The organism is Balneola sp. EhC07, assembly GCF_001650905.1.
In the GTDB taxonomy this organism is placed as follows: Bacteria; Bacteroidota; Rhodothermia; order Balneolales; family Balneolaceae; genus Balneola.
Genome location: NZ_LXYG01000008.1, coordinates 58212 through 73992 on the forward strand (window position 1 = coordinate 58212; position 15781 = coordinate 73992).

The window sequence follows — 15781 nt, forward strand, 5'->3', positions numbered from 1 at the left end:
TCAAAGTGTTTTCTATTTTAATGTTCTGATAAAGCTACTCATCATGCGCTCTATTTCCCGTGAGCGATCGTATAAGTTTTCAAAAATTTCTTTGGAGATGAATTCTAAGTTTTTAGCTACTTCAATTTGAGTTTGTAATTCGAATAGCGAGCCCATTGAAATGTTTACAAATCGTTTAAAGTCTCCCTGAGAATTTCTTCCAAAGCCCTCAGATATATTCGAAGGTATTGAAACTGATGATCTTCTCAACTGCGATGTTAACCCATATTTTTCTTCCTCAGGAAAAGAAGATGTAGCGCGATATATCTCAGTCACCAACTCCATGGATTGCTGCCAGATTTTTAAGTCTCGAAATGTTTTAATCATAATCACTTACTTTGTTACTGTGTCACTAAGATACTTTGCAACAGTTATGATTCAAACTTTTCGTAAGCGTTGATAATATCCTTCACCAACTTATGACGTACTACATCTTCTTCACTCAAGTACACAAAATCAATTCCGTCCACATCTTTTAAAATATCCTGAACTGTAATCAAACCTGACTCTTGTTTTCTGGGAAGATCGGTTTGGGTAACATCTCCGGTAATGATCGCACGACTATTGAACCCGATTCTGGTCAGGAACATCTTCATTTGAGCATTGGTAGCATTCTGAGCTTCATCCAAGATCACAAATGCATTGTTCAAGGTTCTACCTCTCATATATGCCAATGGGGCAATTTCGATCATATTCTTGGTGAGATAATAATCGAGTTTATCGGGCTCGATCATGTCTTCCAAAGCATCATAAAGTGGGCGAAGATAAGGATCGATCTTTTCTTTCAAGTCGCCGGGTAAGAAACCTAAACTTTCTCCGGCTTCCACTGCAGGTCTTGCAAGGATGATCTTTTTTACTCGTTGTTCCTTCATCGCTTTTACAGCAAGAGCAACAGAAGTGTATGTTTTTCCGGTTCCGGCAGGACCAATTGAAAAAAGAATATCACTTTGGTTTGATGTGGTAACGATTCGTTTCTGTCCGGGAGTTTTAGCATGAACAGGAATCCCATCATACGTATAAAGAATCAAGTCGCCTTCCTTGATATTTTTAGGAAGAGGAGTTCTGGCTTTTCTTTCACCTGATTTAAGAGTGATCAGTGTTTTAACCTCGTTTTCAGAAACAGAGCCTTTGCGATCAGCAACACCTATCATGCCTTCAATGATATTCTTTACCAGATCAACTTCCTCGCTGGAGCCAATTACTTTAACACGATTACCACGGGCATTGATCTTCACTTCCGGGAATGATCTATCCAGAATCTGAATATTTTTATCGTGTAATCCGAATAGTGAAACCGGGTCGGAGCCGGAAATATCCACGACTTGTTCTAAGAGGGTACGTTCGTCTTCGATGGAACTTTGAATTGAGTTAGAATTAAGCAGTAAAGATAAGAAAAATTAAGCTCGCTATCAGCTTTCAAGCTTACCCATCAACTCATTAACTCTGGCTGTAATATCGTCCGCTTTAAATACACTACTGCCTGCCACAAGCACATCGGCTCCGGCTTCAGCTACTTTTTCGATATTTTTGAGCGAGACTCCACCATCTATTTCAATTAAAAAACCATGACCACCTGCATCTCGAAGATCAGCAAGTTCCTGAAGTTTTTCATAGCTGGATTCAATAAAACTTTGTCCACCAAAGCCAGGGTTTACACTCATGATCAAAACAAGATCAACATATTCCAGAATGGGTTCGATATTGAATAAAGAGGTGGCGGGATTTACAACCACTCCTGCCATAATCCCATGTTTCTTTATGTTTTGAATGGATCGGTGTAAATGAGGGCAGGCTTCATAATGAACCGAAATAAGATCAGCACCGGCTTGCACATAATCATCCACGAATTTATCGGGATCTTCAATCATTAAATGAACATCCATAAAAGCTTCAGGAGCAGACTTTTTTGCCGCTTTCACGATACTTGGTCCGTAACTGATATTTGGTACAAAATGTCCATCCATGATATCACAGTGGATCCAAGTTACTCCGCCATCTACACAGTCTTTAATATCACTTCCAAGTTGAGTGAAATCTGCTGCCAGAATTGATGGTGCCAGGATGGGAAGTTGAAAATCCATTAGTCTTTATTTGGTTGTGGAAGTTGTTTTGGGATCGGAGTACCGGTTGAGTCAATATTCACTACTCCACCTTCATCAGGTTCAATTGCTTCAAAACGTTCAGAGATAACCAGATTTATAGTTTCCCCTTCTATAATTTCAGCAACGTTTGGAGTGTATTCCAGAACAGTGTTCGGAGTCACATCTTTTGTCGGGCGAAATCTTATTTCACCTAATCGGAGACCTGCTTCCCTAAGTTTTAATTGTGCCTGAGGAAGTCTTAACCCAATAATTTCAGGAATAGTAACAATTTTATTACCCAAACCGTCACTTACAACAAGATCAATGGTGGTTCCTTTAGCAACCGTATCACCTTGGGGGATCGATTGACGTAAGATCACATTTTTGAACCTTGAAGATTCATAACTGGTAGAGCCAACTTCCAAACCATAATTTTGTAATTGAATTTGAGCGTTTCTGATAGAAAGACTTACCACATTCGGAACTACAACTACTGGTTTTACTTCTGTATTAACCGTGAGATAAATTTTTCGGTTTGGCTTAACAATAGTGTTGGCAGCGGGTTGTTGGTCAATTACATAGTTTGCAGGAAAAGCAGAATTAGCGCGTCTATCTGCAACTTCATATCTAAGACCAATACTTGTTAATTCTTCTTCGGCTTCTTCAAGAGTAACCCTTGTTAGATCCGGTACAGTTAACCCTTCATAGTAGTTTGTATAGCCGGGCATAACCACTTTATCAAAAAGGAGAAGAAAAAGTGAGCCGAATAGAACGAGTCCCAGAATGGAAAAATAGAATTTTTTACTTGTGAATATCCGTTTGAGCATATTCGAAAAGTACGGCATTACAGACGATGTTAAAAGTGTAAGGTTAGTGAAAATGAATCAGGTCGCATCATATTTGCCGAAGCTTGTACTTGGGCGTTTTTCAGTTTTACAGAAAAGAGTGCGTCAAAGGCTGAAACTACATGGTTTATCACTAATAGATTCAAAATGTTCCCTGCGCGACGATAATTATTGTTAAAACGGTCGGCTCGTTCTGCACCGAGTAAAAATAATGGAGATGCAAGATCGCCTTTATTATCGTACAGATAATTATAATTTGGGTTATTCACTGCTACATTTTCAGCATAAAAATCAGACCATCCACCTTCAAATTGATAGTACTTGCTTATCAATTCATAGTATTGTTGAGAACCATATGCCGGAAGAACATGAGAAAAATCACCACTACCACAGGTACCGCAAACCAGATCGGTTTCTCTTTCAATTTCCTGTAAGAGATTTATATTTACTCTGTTCCAGTCGTTTCGTGTATCTGAAAAGTCCGGATCCAATCCACCAACCATCGTTCGAAGTTGATCCAACTTGTCATGCGATAACCCGTTGTTGTCATAGTAGCCAATAAGCCATTGAGAATATGCAACCACACTCCATTCTTGATGAGTGAATGCTTCGTAAGCTCGCTCTTGATCTTTGGCTACATTATTTCGATTTATGTAATAGAAAATGCTAAAAGCCTCAACTGCAAGATAGACTCCTGCACGTGCCCATTTTCCATTTGCAGCCTGAGCTGAACCAGGTAAGATTGCCGAAGATAAGAATGCAACTCCGGGAACTGTCTGCTGTGCATTTATAAATCCATTTGAACTTTGCTGAAATGAAAAATCATTGATAGACAAATCTCTTTCAGCAGGAAGATCTTCAACTTTTATAATATTACCCGCCAGATCAGATTTCAACTGTGCGAAGTTAACACCGGTGAACAGGGCAGAAATAACTAATATTAAAACCAGATTTTTCATAGCAATTCAAAATCAAAAGTTAATCCAAAATGGAACAGGAGCTCACGTCCATAAGTAACGGAGTTATTTCCTGTTCCTGTTACAAATTCATCAGGGAGTGTCAGTTGAAATTCATTGAATCCATATGAAGCACTTACAAAAAACTTGAGGGGAAATAAGTAATATCCGTTCATTGCTAATCTGAGTTCAGTACCAATACCTGTTTTGAGCGAATTACTTGTTCCAAAAGGTGAATTCCATGCATTCCCAGCTTCAAAGAACACTCTGGCATAAAGTTTATCAAAAGTATAAGGGCCTGCTTGTTTCGTGATCTTTTTGAAAATTGGAAGAAAATAAGAAAGGCTTGTAAAGGCGGTTCTGTCTCCACCCAAAGCAAAATAAGGATAGCTTCTCATTCCAAGAAACCCTCCGATGTAATCGGTGTAAAAAGAATCATTCGGGTTATTGAAATAAGCAAAACCTCTAGCTCTGGCTTGAAGAGCCTGACCGGAAGGAAGCTTGAACCCATATCGCACATGAAATTCAGTAGAATGATTCTTTGAAGTCTTGAATATTGGAATCAATGAACCATCTTCAATATCATATTCTTCCAATAATTTTCCGGGTTGATATTGGTATCGTAAGTAACCTTTCAGACCGGTAGGAGCGATATCAGCATCCGTAGTAAATTCGTAATAGTCGACCGTGTAAGAAGCAGATAAAGTAGTTCCTTTGAAATATTCTGATGAAGATCCGGTGATAAAGGATTGTAATTCATTAGAATAAAAATTGTCCGTTTCAACCCTATAAGGACTGTAACCAATTCCAAGTTCGAGCAAAGATCGTCGGCTAAGTTTACTTCTGAAATACAAATTTGCCTCCCAGATCTGATAAGCTATATCAACATTTACAGTGTCTTTCTGAGCACATGATGTACAAGGAAATTCTTCAATTTGTAAGCCATCTTTTACGTTTCGGCGAAGATTATACAATTCAAGAGAAACAGTAGGGGACCAACTTCTTTTTATAAAAGGGAGCCCGCGGTATTCGGCGATCAGAAAAAGATCTCTGTCTAATTCAAAAAGTCGGTTTGGTTTAAAAAATCCTCCGATGCTTTCGGCAGGAAGAGAGCCGACACCAAGCATTGCCCCACCAAAAATACTTAATTTGTCTAGCACATCACGAGAGGCAAAATAGGCACCGGGTTTTACATCCCGAAGTAAGTTCTCTCCAAGCTTACCAAATTTTCCATTTTTAATGAGAGAGCCATTACTTCCATTTAGCTTCGTATAATTATCAAATCTGATTATAGGGAAGAAAGAGAAGTCGGTAAAAGTGTCTTCGTATTCCCGGTAAGTGTAGTCGTTTTCTCCTCCCACAGTGTTTATTTCAAAAGCATAAGATCCGGTATCTGCAATTGCATTTTCTGATGCGTTAAACTCTGAAAGGTCGTTATCATTAAAATTATTCAACTGAGAGAATGTGTCCGAATCATAATAAGTGTCAGCATCCAGATCTTTAAAACTAGGATTGTAGGAAACGTATTCCTTGTTACTACTATCTATGCTGATTTTTTTGATCTTGTAACCATCAGACTCATATTCTGAATAAAACAGATCACCATTGCTATCTGCAAATGGCATAAAAGCTCCACCCAACACATTAGTTAGTTGTGTTTTATTTCCTGTTTTTAAAGTGAGCCTGTAAATATTAAAGATCCCATCTTCATCACCGGAATAAAATAGATACTTGCCGTCATCAGAAATCATTGGGTCACGGCTATCAGCAAAATTATCTTCTACGATCGGTGCAATAGTTTCAGAGGCGATATCATAAGCGAAAATGGAGCGATTACCTCTATCTGCGTATGCAAAATAGATGTTTTTTCCATCAGGAGACCAAACGGGAGTGTATAGAGTTTCTCCATTCTTGTAGTTGGTTAAATCCTGAATTTCTTTAGTTTCCGGATTTAAAATGACCAGATTTTGAGTTCCTTTATGGTACTTAATTGCTACTATTCGTGAGCCATCGGGACTCCACGAGGGAGATTCTATTCTGGCTCCGTTGGTAAGCTTGGTGTGTTCCTCCTTTTCCAGATCATAGATGAAGATGTCACGATATGATTCACCGTATCTGGTAGCTTTGTTAACAGAGTAAGCTATGTTTTTTCCATCTGGCGAAAAAGAATAAGATGTGGCGAGAAAAGTAATTAAAGGCTTCTCAGTAGCAGAGGTATGTTGCTGGTGCTCATCAAAAAGTTGATTTGAAACCTGAGCAATTTCCTTGGTACCATTTTTGTCTTTTAAGTACAGTGAAGCCAGACCGAAATCTCTTCCTTTATTAGAGAGATAAGCGATCGAATTTCCATCCGGAGATATTTTTGGGTAAAAATTGAAGAAACCATCCTTTTCTACATATTCACTTTTGGTTTCGTTTATCTCACTTACTGCATTGCCGTAGAATTCTTTTCGTTCCTGAATCCAGTCTTCAAATACGGACTTTCCGGGATTGCCGGTTGCAATTTCAATAGCTTCAGCAACATCATAAACTCCTCTTTGTGCTAATGCTGCTGATATTTCTCTTACGACTTCTTCTCCAAATCTGTCAACCAAGTAGATTACAAAAGCAAAGCCCTGATTATAGACGGTTTCTCTTTCAATACTGGTTTTTGATGAAAAGGTCCCCATTTCTTCTAAGCTGAAATAAGTATCCGTCAGAATTCTGGTTCTGAGGATCATATCTCGGTGAGAATCCCAGGTTTCATAGAATAGTCCTTCACGTTGGTATTGTGCCGTTCCTTCTGCTAACCAAGCAGGAACATTGATAGATGCGAATGGAAGAGTGGCGATCCCATTAGGAAAACCATACAGAACATCGGGTCTGCGTACATCTTCATAACTAAGCCACTGGATGTAAGAGATAGGATATTTTCTCTTCCCCTTTATAGCTTTTTGTATTTGAACAATGTGAGTAAACTCATGTGTAATTACGTTTCGAAGCCAATTATGAGTTCCACGGAGAGGCGTGTCTAATGCGGGTAACCATATATCAATTTTATTGTCAAAGAAATAGGCAGCACCATTCGAATAATCATCTCTGTCTTTAAGTACAATGCTCACTTTTTGATCCGGTTCGTATTGGTAGAGTTCTGTGATCGGCTTATAGATTTCCTCTGCAATACGAGCTGTGACTTTTGCTGAGCGACTATTTCCTTCCTGAAAATGAATAAGGAAATGTTCTCCCTCAATAGTAAACCATTCCAAATGGTTATGAGAATAATCGTAATAAAGTGGACTGGTTTGAGAATAAACAGAGTTAATCCCGAGAGAAAAGAACAAGATCAATATAGACAGAACCTTTTTCATCAATGAGCCACCGCTATTTTAACGAGTTTAGATTCTGACTTACCATTTACTGTCGCTTTCACAAGTGCAAAATAAGCCCCGCTTCCCCATGCCGAAGTATTGATGGAGACTTCTTCAGGCGTTCCACCATTTACCTGAAATGTATTTTTATAAACCAATCTTCCACTTTGAGTAATGATATGGATTTCAACTTCTCCGGCTTGTTCAGTCTGGAATCTTAAATTTGTTTCTTCGTCAGCAGGATTTGGCCAGTTATAAGTTTCATTTTTGTTCAATACTGAAAATGAGTTGGCATTCGGCCCCGAGACATCAGAATTAATTTCAGCAGAAACTTTATTAAAAGGGTTTTTACCATATCGGGAAGGCCATTCTGAAGTAGTGAAATTATCAAATCTCCAGGCTTTTATATCTCCAACATGACTTACTGCATACAGAGTATTTCCCACAAAAGAAGGGTGGATAGGTTGGAAGTTCTGATCTTTAACTTCTCCAACAAAAAGAGGAAATCCTTCAATAGGCGTACCGTTTTTTTCATAGCCAAAAATATTGAGAGAATACTCATCTTGTGCTACTACTATGATATCCTGAACATTATCGCCTGTAATGTCGGCTAAAAGAGGGGTTCCGATAAATCGTACATTTTCCGGTGAGTCAATGGGCATATTATTCAGAATAGCACCATTTCGATTATAACCTGTTATTAGGCTATTTGCTTTATCCACTCTTATAATTTCAAAATCCTTGCTTATAGCGGGCCACTCGGAAGCATATTCTGAAAAGACTGTTAGAAATGGATCGGTTTTAGATGAATCTGCAAGAATAAAAGCATCATCCTCAAAAATGTAATACACATTTTCAGACTCTCCCTTGATAACACCGGAGTATAATCGGTTTGTGGAAGCCGAAAGGAAGTCAAGAATGTTACTTCCTTCAAAATTCACATTTTGTGTATTAATTGATGCAAAGCTGTTGTTGAATATTTCTGATCGGAACGCCGCATTAGATTGCTTCGGAAAATTAGTTCCATCAACAGGATTAAGAGCAATTTCAGTAAAGTCCAGAAACAGGGAGTCTCCATTTTGAGAACTTATAAAAGCGTTATTTGCAGTAGTATCTACTTGCCAAAGTTGATCAAAAGTTTCTGTTCCTGAATTCCATTCAAACGCAGTGATTGAAAAATCAGGTGCCGTAATTGGGTTTAGAGCAGTTATAAAATTATCGTTTAGCAAAGGTTGCTGATTACTTGCCGAGTTAATTGTGTGGACAATATTAAAAGGATCGGTGATCTGTACAGCAGAAAGATCTTCTTTTTTGGGAATTACGATAAAACTATCGGCTCCTGAAGTGTGCAACCCGATCGAAAGAGGGTAGAAGTCCTGATATAAATTTGATTCGGTATAAAAATTATCTTCATTTACCGGAATTGACAAAACCTCTGAATATCCAAAGCCTGAATCGGTGAATTTTTCAATTTTGAAGGTAGCCGTTGGTAAGTTATCTGAGAATTCAAAAAACCGAACAAACGTTTTCCCTCCGGAATTACTGTCTGTATTCGGGAATGTTTGCGGTGTAAACTGATTTTCATAAAGGGAAATCTGGTTGCCTTGGCTGATAACGGTGAAGTTATTACCACTCCACCAAAAATCGAATGGAATTCCAAATGCAGCACTATTATCTAAAGCACCATCAATCGGTTTCCCTATATCTTGTGAACCTTCAGCTTCTTCAAGATCAATACCTCTGCGATCAGGATTACTGTTTACTCCTGAGTTTTGAGACATTTTTTTATTGATTACAGATTCGTCAATATGCCAGATTAAAATTCCACCATTTAATTCACGGTCATCAGCGGTTCCTTCATTGTCGTCAGGTCCAACATCTAAACCTCCCGGTAAGCCCCAATCAAAATCACTTACATCAATAAGTACGCCTTGCTCAAATAGATCATCAAAATCAGAACCTTGAAAAACAAATGTGTCATTATCATTGGTGAAAGTTTGTTGAACTTCAGTCCCGTCATTCTTTCGAATGGTTAAAGTAACTCCGTCATTTCCGATATCTCTGTATCGGTTTTCCAGAAGGAAATATTCAGAGGATGAGAGATTGAACTTGGCAATGTTATTTATGTCGTTTGAGCTGGATGCAGTAAGTGAAATCTCGCCTGCAGTTTGGGTTGTGATTTCGAAGGGAGTTGTCCAGCCTAAAAATATTTTTTCCCAAGCCGAAGGTTCCGGAGGAAAAAGCCCTTGATATGCAAAGAAACTGGCTCCATCCATCAAGCCAAAACGACCAATGCCTGAATCACCGGTTTCTGTGTTAAAAAGATCAGGAAGTCCCAGATGACTACCTATTGAAGCGCATAGTAAACCATTTATCGAAAGTGGAAATACAAATTCATTATCCTGAATATCTAACCCTCGGCGGGATTCAGTCCTTGGAATTATTAAAGAATTAGTAACTCTGAAAGCTCCGTTGTTTACCGGAATGCCATCAAAAGATGGTTGATCTAAAAGATTAGCCAGGTCATTCTTTTTCAGCGTTATAGATGGGATGTCCTGAGGAGTGATATCAAGACTCGTTCCAACTAATTCTATATCTCTGCCAATTCCGGCATGGAAGATCACAAAAGCAGTGTTATCAGGATCAAGTCCGGTAGCGTCAAAACCACCATTTTCTTCAACTTTAGTCCAGGAATCAACGATAAACTGTGCTAATTTTTCATTGGTAAAGGTTTTTCCCGTAGGGGAATAGTCTTTCATTTCCTTATCAAGGCGGTACACTTCGGGAAGCACTCTGTAGTTGAGAGTAAGTTGATCATCGGAAGATTGCTCAAAATAATTTTTAGCAAATTCGAGGTGAGCTTCAAAATAAGATCTGTTATGAGGAAGGGGATCAATATTTGTAGGTTCATTTTCCAGATAGGGAAGTCCTCCATCAAAAACGCCGGTTCCAGAAGTTAGTTCATTTTCATCAGGCTGGAATTCAACCATAATTGCAACTACATCAAGAGTGCCGGTTGTGGGTACAGAATAGACAACCTCATCAACCATAGAAATTGCATGGCTTTTTTGAGGGATTATTTTCTGGGCTGAGGCCTGTAAAGAAAACAAAAAGAGCATGCTTACAATTAACACGCTCTTTTTAAGGAAAAAATTAGAAACCGGCATGTATTTTAATAGTTCAGAAGGATACTAAAGCGTAATGTGTTTGCCAGAGGGCTTTGAGATTCAAGTGTTTTTATATAACTGAAATCAACACCAAATTGATTGTATCTCAATCCTGCTCCGAAAGTAATAAATTCTCTGTCACCATTATCCGGAGACTCATAATAGTAGCCTCCGCGGATGGCAAATTGTTTATTGTACCAGTATTCTAATCCTGCCCCGATCATAAACTGCTCGATCAGACTTACGTTTGTACGTGTACCGGTATTCGGGTCTAAAGGACGATAGGTACTCCATGACTCAACAAGAGCTCTCAATGGATTTACTGCACGAAACTCAAATACAGTTGAATCACCACTTTGAACTTCAAATGCCTCTTGTCTGGCCATGATCTTGGTAATATCTACAGCAACAGTTAATTCATTTACGCGATCTTCATCCAAACCAAAGTTTATTGCCGGTCCAAAACGAAGTACAGTTGGAAGTGGATCTTTTTGAGCATTATCAGAATATTGAATTCCGGGGCCTAGATTGGTTAGGTTCACTCCAAAACTGGCAATTGCGTCTGATGATCCAAAATCGAATGGATTTGATTTATAAAGAGCCGCAATATCTACCCCAACACTTGATCCGGGATTGATCTTTTGGCCGTCAACTTCAATTCCACTTGCCAAACTGGAGTATATTAGTCTAGCACCACCACCAAGGGCAAAGTTTTTGCTTAGTTCTGTACCGTAGGATAAACCAATCGCAAATTCATAACTGTTGAATCTGGCACCTTCCTCACCACCGGCAGTTGTATTTAATTGTTCTCCAAGATTAAGAAAAGTGATATGTCCCCCAATGGTTCCAATCCCTTCTACATATTGTTTCACAACCAGGTAGTCATAGAATAGATCACTCACACCAAAATTAGCAAGCCAATTTGAGTGAGTAAAACTAGCTTGGTTATCTCTTTGGTAAGCAAGCCCGGCGGGATTCCAAAATAAAGCAGCTGCATTGTCAGCAAGTGCAACTCCGGTATTTCCCATCCCGGCACCTCTGGAATCAGCTTCGATTTGCAAAAAGGGAACGCCTGTAATACCAACTTGTGCATCAACTTTCGGCGATAACATTAAAAATAAAGCCGCAAGTAATAAAAATGTCCTGTTCATATATCTCTTAAATTTTGATAAATATAACGTATTAAAATGATTTTTAATGCTCGTTATCTAATGATTACGAGCTTTTCGATTTTTTCGATTGATTGTTTTCCTTCCGGGGTTTCTGCTGCAACCCGAAGCACATAAATATAAGTACCGTTGCCCAGGCGATCATTATCCCTGTCACGGCCATTCCATGAAATATTGGCATAAGAATTTGATGTAATAAGTGATTCTTGCTTGATATGATGTACAGGTTTTCCGCTTAGCGTATATATTTTAATAGATACATCTAACGGATTACCCGGCTGATTATGTTCGAATGTAAATTGTGTTCTTGAATTCATCGGATTCGGATAATTGTAGATATTCCGAATCGATAGTTCGTTTTTGGGAGCTACCTCGAAAAAGATTTCTTTTTCATTTGGATTATTATGTACATCCCAAGCTCGAACTTTCAGCGTATAACTACCCTCAGGTAATTGGTCCAGAGGATACTCGATACGTCCTCCACTGAAATCATTTAAATTTCCCTCATAAAATTCATTGAGGATAAATGTTTGTGTAGGTTTTGTATCGATAGTAGCAATTATTTCATGTCCAACTCCTGTTCCTGTAGTATTTATTCCTGAATTATCCTGTAACTCAACGATTAGTTTTGGTGAATCGCTGACTAAATTTCCATTGACAAACTTTTCGTCGTTCAAATATATATTCATAGATGGCCCTGTACCATCATTAACTGCTTCAGGATTTACGCCTTCGAAAGCAAGATCTGTATAAGCTCCGCCGGCATATTGATTCGATCCTTTGGCATATAAAACAACTCTTCCGTTTTCTGAAGAGGTACTTATGTCCTTCGGTACAATAAATGTTTGGTCAAAGACACCGTGTTGAACAGATACTTTTCCTTTAAACAGTAAATCTGTTTCAACATTGTATGTGCAATCTCCATTAAGAACACAATTCCATTCACGCTCAGGTAAACTGACCTTTCTGCGAGCATCAAAGATGGATAAAACCAATTCACCGGTATATGAGTTGTCTATTTGACCACTGCTTGTTTGTATTATTCCTGATAATGTTACCTGATCTAAAGCACGAAGAGTAACGGTAGTATCTTGATTCAATACATCAATGCCGTTTATGGAAGTAACAACTGCTTTTTGTGAAGGCAACTTGAAAATTGTAGCAGGGTCACCAAGTAATACAAATTTCTTGTTATTAGTAGATGATCCAACTCTGGAAGTACCACTTCCAACAATTGAATTTTTCGTTTCTCTCATAATATCTCCCAGTCTCTTAGGAGTGCCATCAGGCTTTCTTTCTGACATCCTTTGAGAAAGAGCCAGATTCAAACCAAAATTGTTATTGGAACTGACTGAAGAATTAGTGTACACAACTCTGGTAGTTGTGAAAGAAGCAATTCCACCTCCATTATTTGCACTTACAAAGCGTTCTGCACCAGACTGATCGCTAGTATCATCATATCTTCCAAACTGGCATGTAGCGGTTACAAGAACACATAGCTTATCAGTATTAGTAAAACCGGTTATGTATTCTGATAAGAAGAGTTCTTCGTCTGAAAGAGTTTGTTCGTTTCCATGACCGGAATAATTAAGCACCAATGTTCCATTGTTTACTGCTCTGAGAAAATCTTCAGTGGCTTCAGGTATTTGTCGACCGGCTCCAGTAATCTCAGCCGGATATGAAAATTCATAGATCTTATTAAGGCGTATACCCGGCTCATTCAAAGCCATCATTTCAGCAGATACATCTGCATTGATAGTATGTATATCTCTGTTTCTATTTTGATCTGGGAAATCATCATCAGCCGCAAAAGTGAATAGGTTTTGCCATTCACCTGCATTGGTTTGTGCTTCGTATCTCTTGATCTTATCTATAAAGTTTGATGCTTCGGTAGAGCTTTGGGCAGTTATTCTGCCAATCCCTATATCCATTAAAAAACTATTCTCAGTATTTCCGCTCCCTATATCACCCTCATTGTCATCCAGATAGCCAAAGAAATCATCAGTACCAAAGGTGCCTCCTCCGCTTCCTGTTGCTCTTACCGTTGATTGTTGGCTTTGATATGTAAGCACATGATTCGTGAGTGCGTTTTCGATGATATCTTTAGTGTCGTATGTGGTATCTCCAAAAAGCAGCAAGTATTGAGGTTCTGTCTCGCCGGCTGATATTGCTCTTTCCCAAAGAAATTTCACATAATCTCTGATAGCCGTTGGGTCTTTGGTTCCCCCTGAAAATTCGTTGAAAATTTCTGATTGAGTTACAAGAAGGGGACTTAATCCTTGTTGATCTCTATAGTTTGCGAGCTCAAGTGCTTCGTTTTTTAAGTCCTCGGAAGTAACAACTATATAATCGGGATAGTTAATTATTCCTGTGAGATTTTGATTTACAATTCTTTCGCCCGGGCCGGGAGTTGGGAAAACTGACTGAGCTATTATTGTGCGACCACTATTTTGGAAATAGTTTACATCAATATTATTTCCGGAAGTTGAATATTGAAGCAGGGAAGGGGCAGAAGGATCAGTAACATCCAATATATATGGGGACGTACTAAATCCGTTAAGTCGAAAGGTGACTTGCTCCGGTGGTAGTGTATCGTTAATTGTATAGAATAACAGACGATTTGATTCAGCAGTTAAAGAACGTTCAAAAGTTAATCTAACCCAATCAACAAAGGCTATACTATTTTGTTGCCTGTGAGTAACTGAAGTTGTTAGATCAAGAATTCCATCATTCACAGAGATGGTTATGTCTTCATTGATATTATACGGAGAAGCCGCAGGACCTTCACTTCCGTTATATCCTCTTGAGGAACTGGTGGCGGACAAACTAAATACATTATTCTGAGCTACGTCTACATTATTCAGGTCGGTATCAAATGTAATCAACGCCTCAGAACGAGCGTATAATCTGGCTGTAACATTTATATTTAAAGGACTTGAAACTCCAACTAGAGTATCCCTGAAAATTGATACTGGAACATTACTTTGAGTTGATGGAATGGATTGACCTAACCAATACCGACCTGATTTAAATTTATCTTCCGGTTTTGTTAGTTCCTCATCCTTCCATAGAAAATCTGTAAAAGAATTTACTGTTGAAGTAGGATTCAAACCATTATTTGAGGGGGATAATCTTAACCCGTTACCATTCGTGACAGTTAGGAAAATATATTTAACATCAGAATATGGGTGCAGATTATGCACAAATTTATCCTGGTTTCTTAAAACTTGATGTGGACTATTTCCATAAAAAATTACCCGATCATTTGAATCGAAAGAGCCATCATTTTCTCCTTCAACTATAATCGGAATTTGAGCTAAAGAAGGACGGGAAGCACCGCTAAGCTCGGGAAGAGGGAAACCATTTGTGCCCCAAATCTGGATATTCCTTGGATCTATACTCCCAACATTAATGCCAAGATCACTGAGATAATTGAAATCGAGTTTATAAATATTATTGTCTCTGACAGGGATCTTATACCAGGTTCCTGATGACAGGGGAGAATCCGAAAGAACTTTTTTCTTCGAAGAGAAAACTCTGTCTCCATCATTTTTATACACTCTTACTTTAAGTTTTTTTGTGATCAGTAGAGATTTGGGTGTGTATCTAACTCGATGAAACAGTATCTGTGCCTTTTTGTGTCCTTTGTAGATTCCGATCCCTGCTGTTTCGATCACATTAACTTCATTTGATGAAATAAACGCAGCGCTTATCTCACTTTCGGAGAGCGAACGGTCAATTTCAACAATGCTTTGCTCCAATATTTTAAAAGCAGGCTCTCCATTAACTACAGGGACCAGTAATTGATAAGGAGGAAAAATCCTGTCCGAATCATTTACCAACTCATAGTCTGTAAAAGAGTCTGTTTCTACAGTCACATTTACTCTTTGAGCGATTAGAGAATCTGAGCAAATGAAAACGAACAGCCCATAAAAAAGCAGATGCTTGATCTTCATTAATTACTATATAATAGGTCTGATAAAATTAATTAACGCACGAGGCGAATAAATAGTAGCTGTTCGAAATAGTAATAATAGAATTTAGACTTTAATGGGAAGCAGGTCGCCCTGATAGTAATAATTATTCGTTACTGGTTGAATAAGTTGTAGCTGTATTACGGTATCTGTTGGGTTTAATTAAAATCTGACACAATAATATGTTTGTTGGATTATAATGT

Annotated in this window: 9 protein-coding genes; all 9 read right to left on the bottom strand. The window is 38.4% G+C overall.

Translation table 11 applies throughout. The features are described 5' to 3' along the window. Window positions 1-12: 12 nt before the first annotated feature. A complete protein-coding gene (locus A8B79_RS03790; protein ID WP_066218135.1) occupies window positions 13-366 on the bottom strand; it encodes a four helix bundle protein in 354 nt (117 codons plus the stop codon). A 44-nt stretch (window positions 367-410) separates the two neighbouring features. Then, on the bottom strand, window positions 411-1352 hold the full coding sequence (locus tag A8B79_RS03795; protein ID WP_082894056.1) for a PhoH family protein: 942 nt from the start codon (window positions 1350-1352) through the stop codon (window positions 411-413). Between the two features lie 96 nt (window positions 1353-1448). Next, window positions 1449-2120, bottom strand: a complete 672-nt coding sequence (gene rpe / locus A8B79_RS03800; protein WP_066218140.1) for a ribulose-phosphate 3-epimerase — start codon at window positions 2118-2120, stop codon at window positions 1449-1451. Continuing rightward, window positions 2120-2947, bottom strand: coding sequence for a PASTA domain-containing protein (locus A8B79_RS03805; protein WP_066218142.1), 828 nt, complete (start codon window positions 2945-2947; stop codon window positions 2120-2122). Before A8B79_RS03805 ends, rpe begins: the two co-directional genes overlap by 1 nt. Window positions 2948-2976: 29 nt before the next feature. Continuing rightward, entirely contained in the window at window positions 2977-3924 is a 948-nt protein-coding gene (locus A8B79_RS03810) for a hypothetical protein (protein ID WP_066218145.1), read from the bottom strand. Continuing rightward, a complete protein-coding gene (locus A8B79_RS03815; RefSeq protein WP_153038342.1) occupies window positions 3921-7268 on the bottom strand; it encodes a PD40 domain-containing protein in 3348 nt (1115 codons plus the stop codon). The genes A8B79_RS03810 and A8B79_RS03815 overlap by 4 nt, the downstream gene beginning before the upstream one ends. Then, window positions 7268-10318, bottom strand: a complete 3051-nt coding sequence (locus A8B79_RS03820; protein ID WP_235603548.1) for a T9SS type A sorting domain-containing protein — start codon at window positions 10316-10318, stop codon at window positions 7268-7270. Before A8B79_RS03820 ends, A8B79_RS03815 begins: the two co-directional genes overlap by 1 nt. 122 nt (window positions 10319-10440) lie before the next feature. Beyond that, entirely contained in the window at window positions 10441-11586 is a 1146-nt protein-coding gene (porV, locus tag A8B79_RS03825; RefSeq protein ID WP_066218150.1) for a type IX secretion system outer membrane channel protein PorV, read from the bottom strand. A gap of 53 nt (window positions 11587-11639) precedes the next feature. Beyond that, complete coding sequence (gene porU, locus A8B79_RS03830) at window positions 11640-15560, bottom strand: type IX secretion system sortase PorU (RefSeq protein WP_066218154.1); 3921 nt, start codon at window positions 15558-15560, stop codon at window positions 11640-11642. Window positions 15561-15781 lie beyond the last annotated feature (221 nt).

Excerpts from the sequence above, each read along its gene's own strand:
- A8B79_RS03820 (WP_235603548.1), bottom strand. The coding sequence starts at position 10,318 with ATGGTTGATGAGGTTGTCTATTCTGTACCCACAACCGGCACTCTTGAT.
- porU (WP_066218154.1), bottom strand. The coding sequence starts at position 15,560 with ATGAAGATCAAGCATCTGCTTTTTTATGGGCTGTTCGTTTTCATTTGC.
- A8B79_RS03810 (WP_066218145.1), bottom strand. The coding sequence starts at position 3,924 with ATGAAAAATCTGGTTTTAATATTAGTTATTTCTGCCCTGTTCACCGGT.
- rpe (WP_066218140.1), bottom strand. The coding sequence starts at position 2,120 with ATGGATTTTCAACTTCCCATCCTGGCACCATCAATTCTGGCAGCAGAT.
- A8B79_RS03815 (WP_153038342.1), bottom strand. The coding sequence starts at position 7,268 with ATGAAAAAGGTTCTGTCTATATTGATCTTGTTCTTTTCTCTCGGGATT.
- porV (WP_066218150.1), bottom strand. The coding sequence starts at position 11,586 with ATGAACAGGACATTTTTATTACTTGCGGCTTTATTTTTAATGTTATCG.
- A8B79_RS03790 (WP_066218135.1), bottom strand. The coding sequence starts at position 366 with ATGATTAAAACATTTCGAGACTTAAAAATCTGGCAGCAATCCATGGAG.
- A8B79_RS03805 (WP_066218142.1), bottom strand. The coding sequence starts at position 2,947 with ATGCTCAAACGGATATTCACAAGTAAAAAATTCTATTTTTCCATTCTG.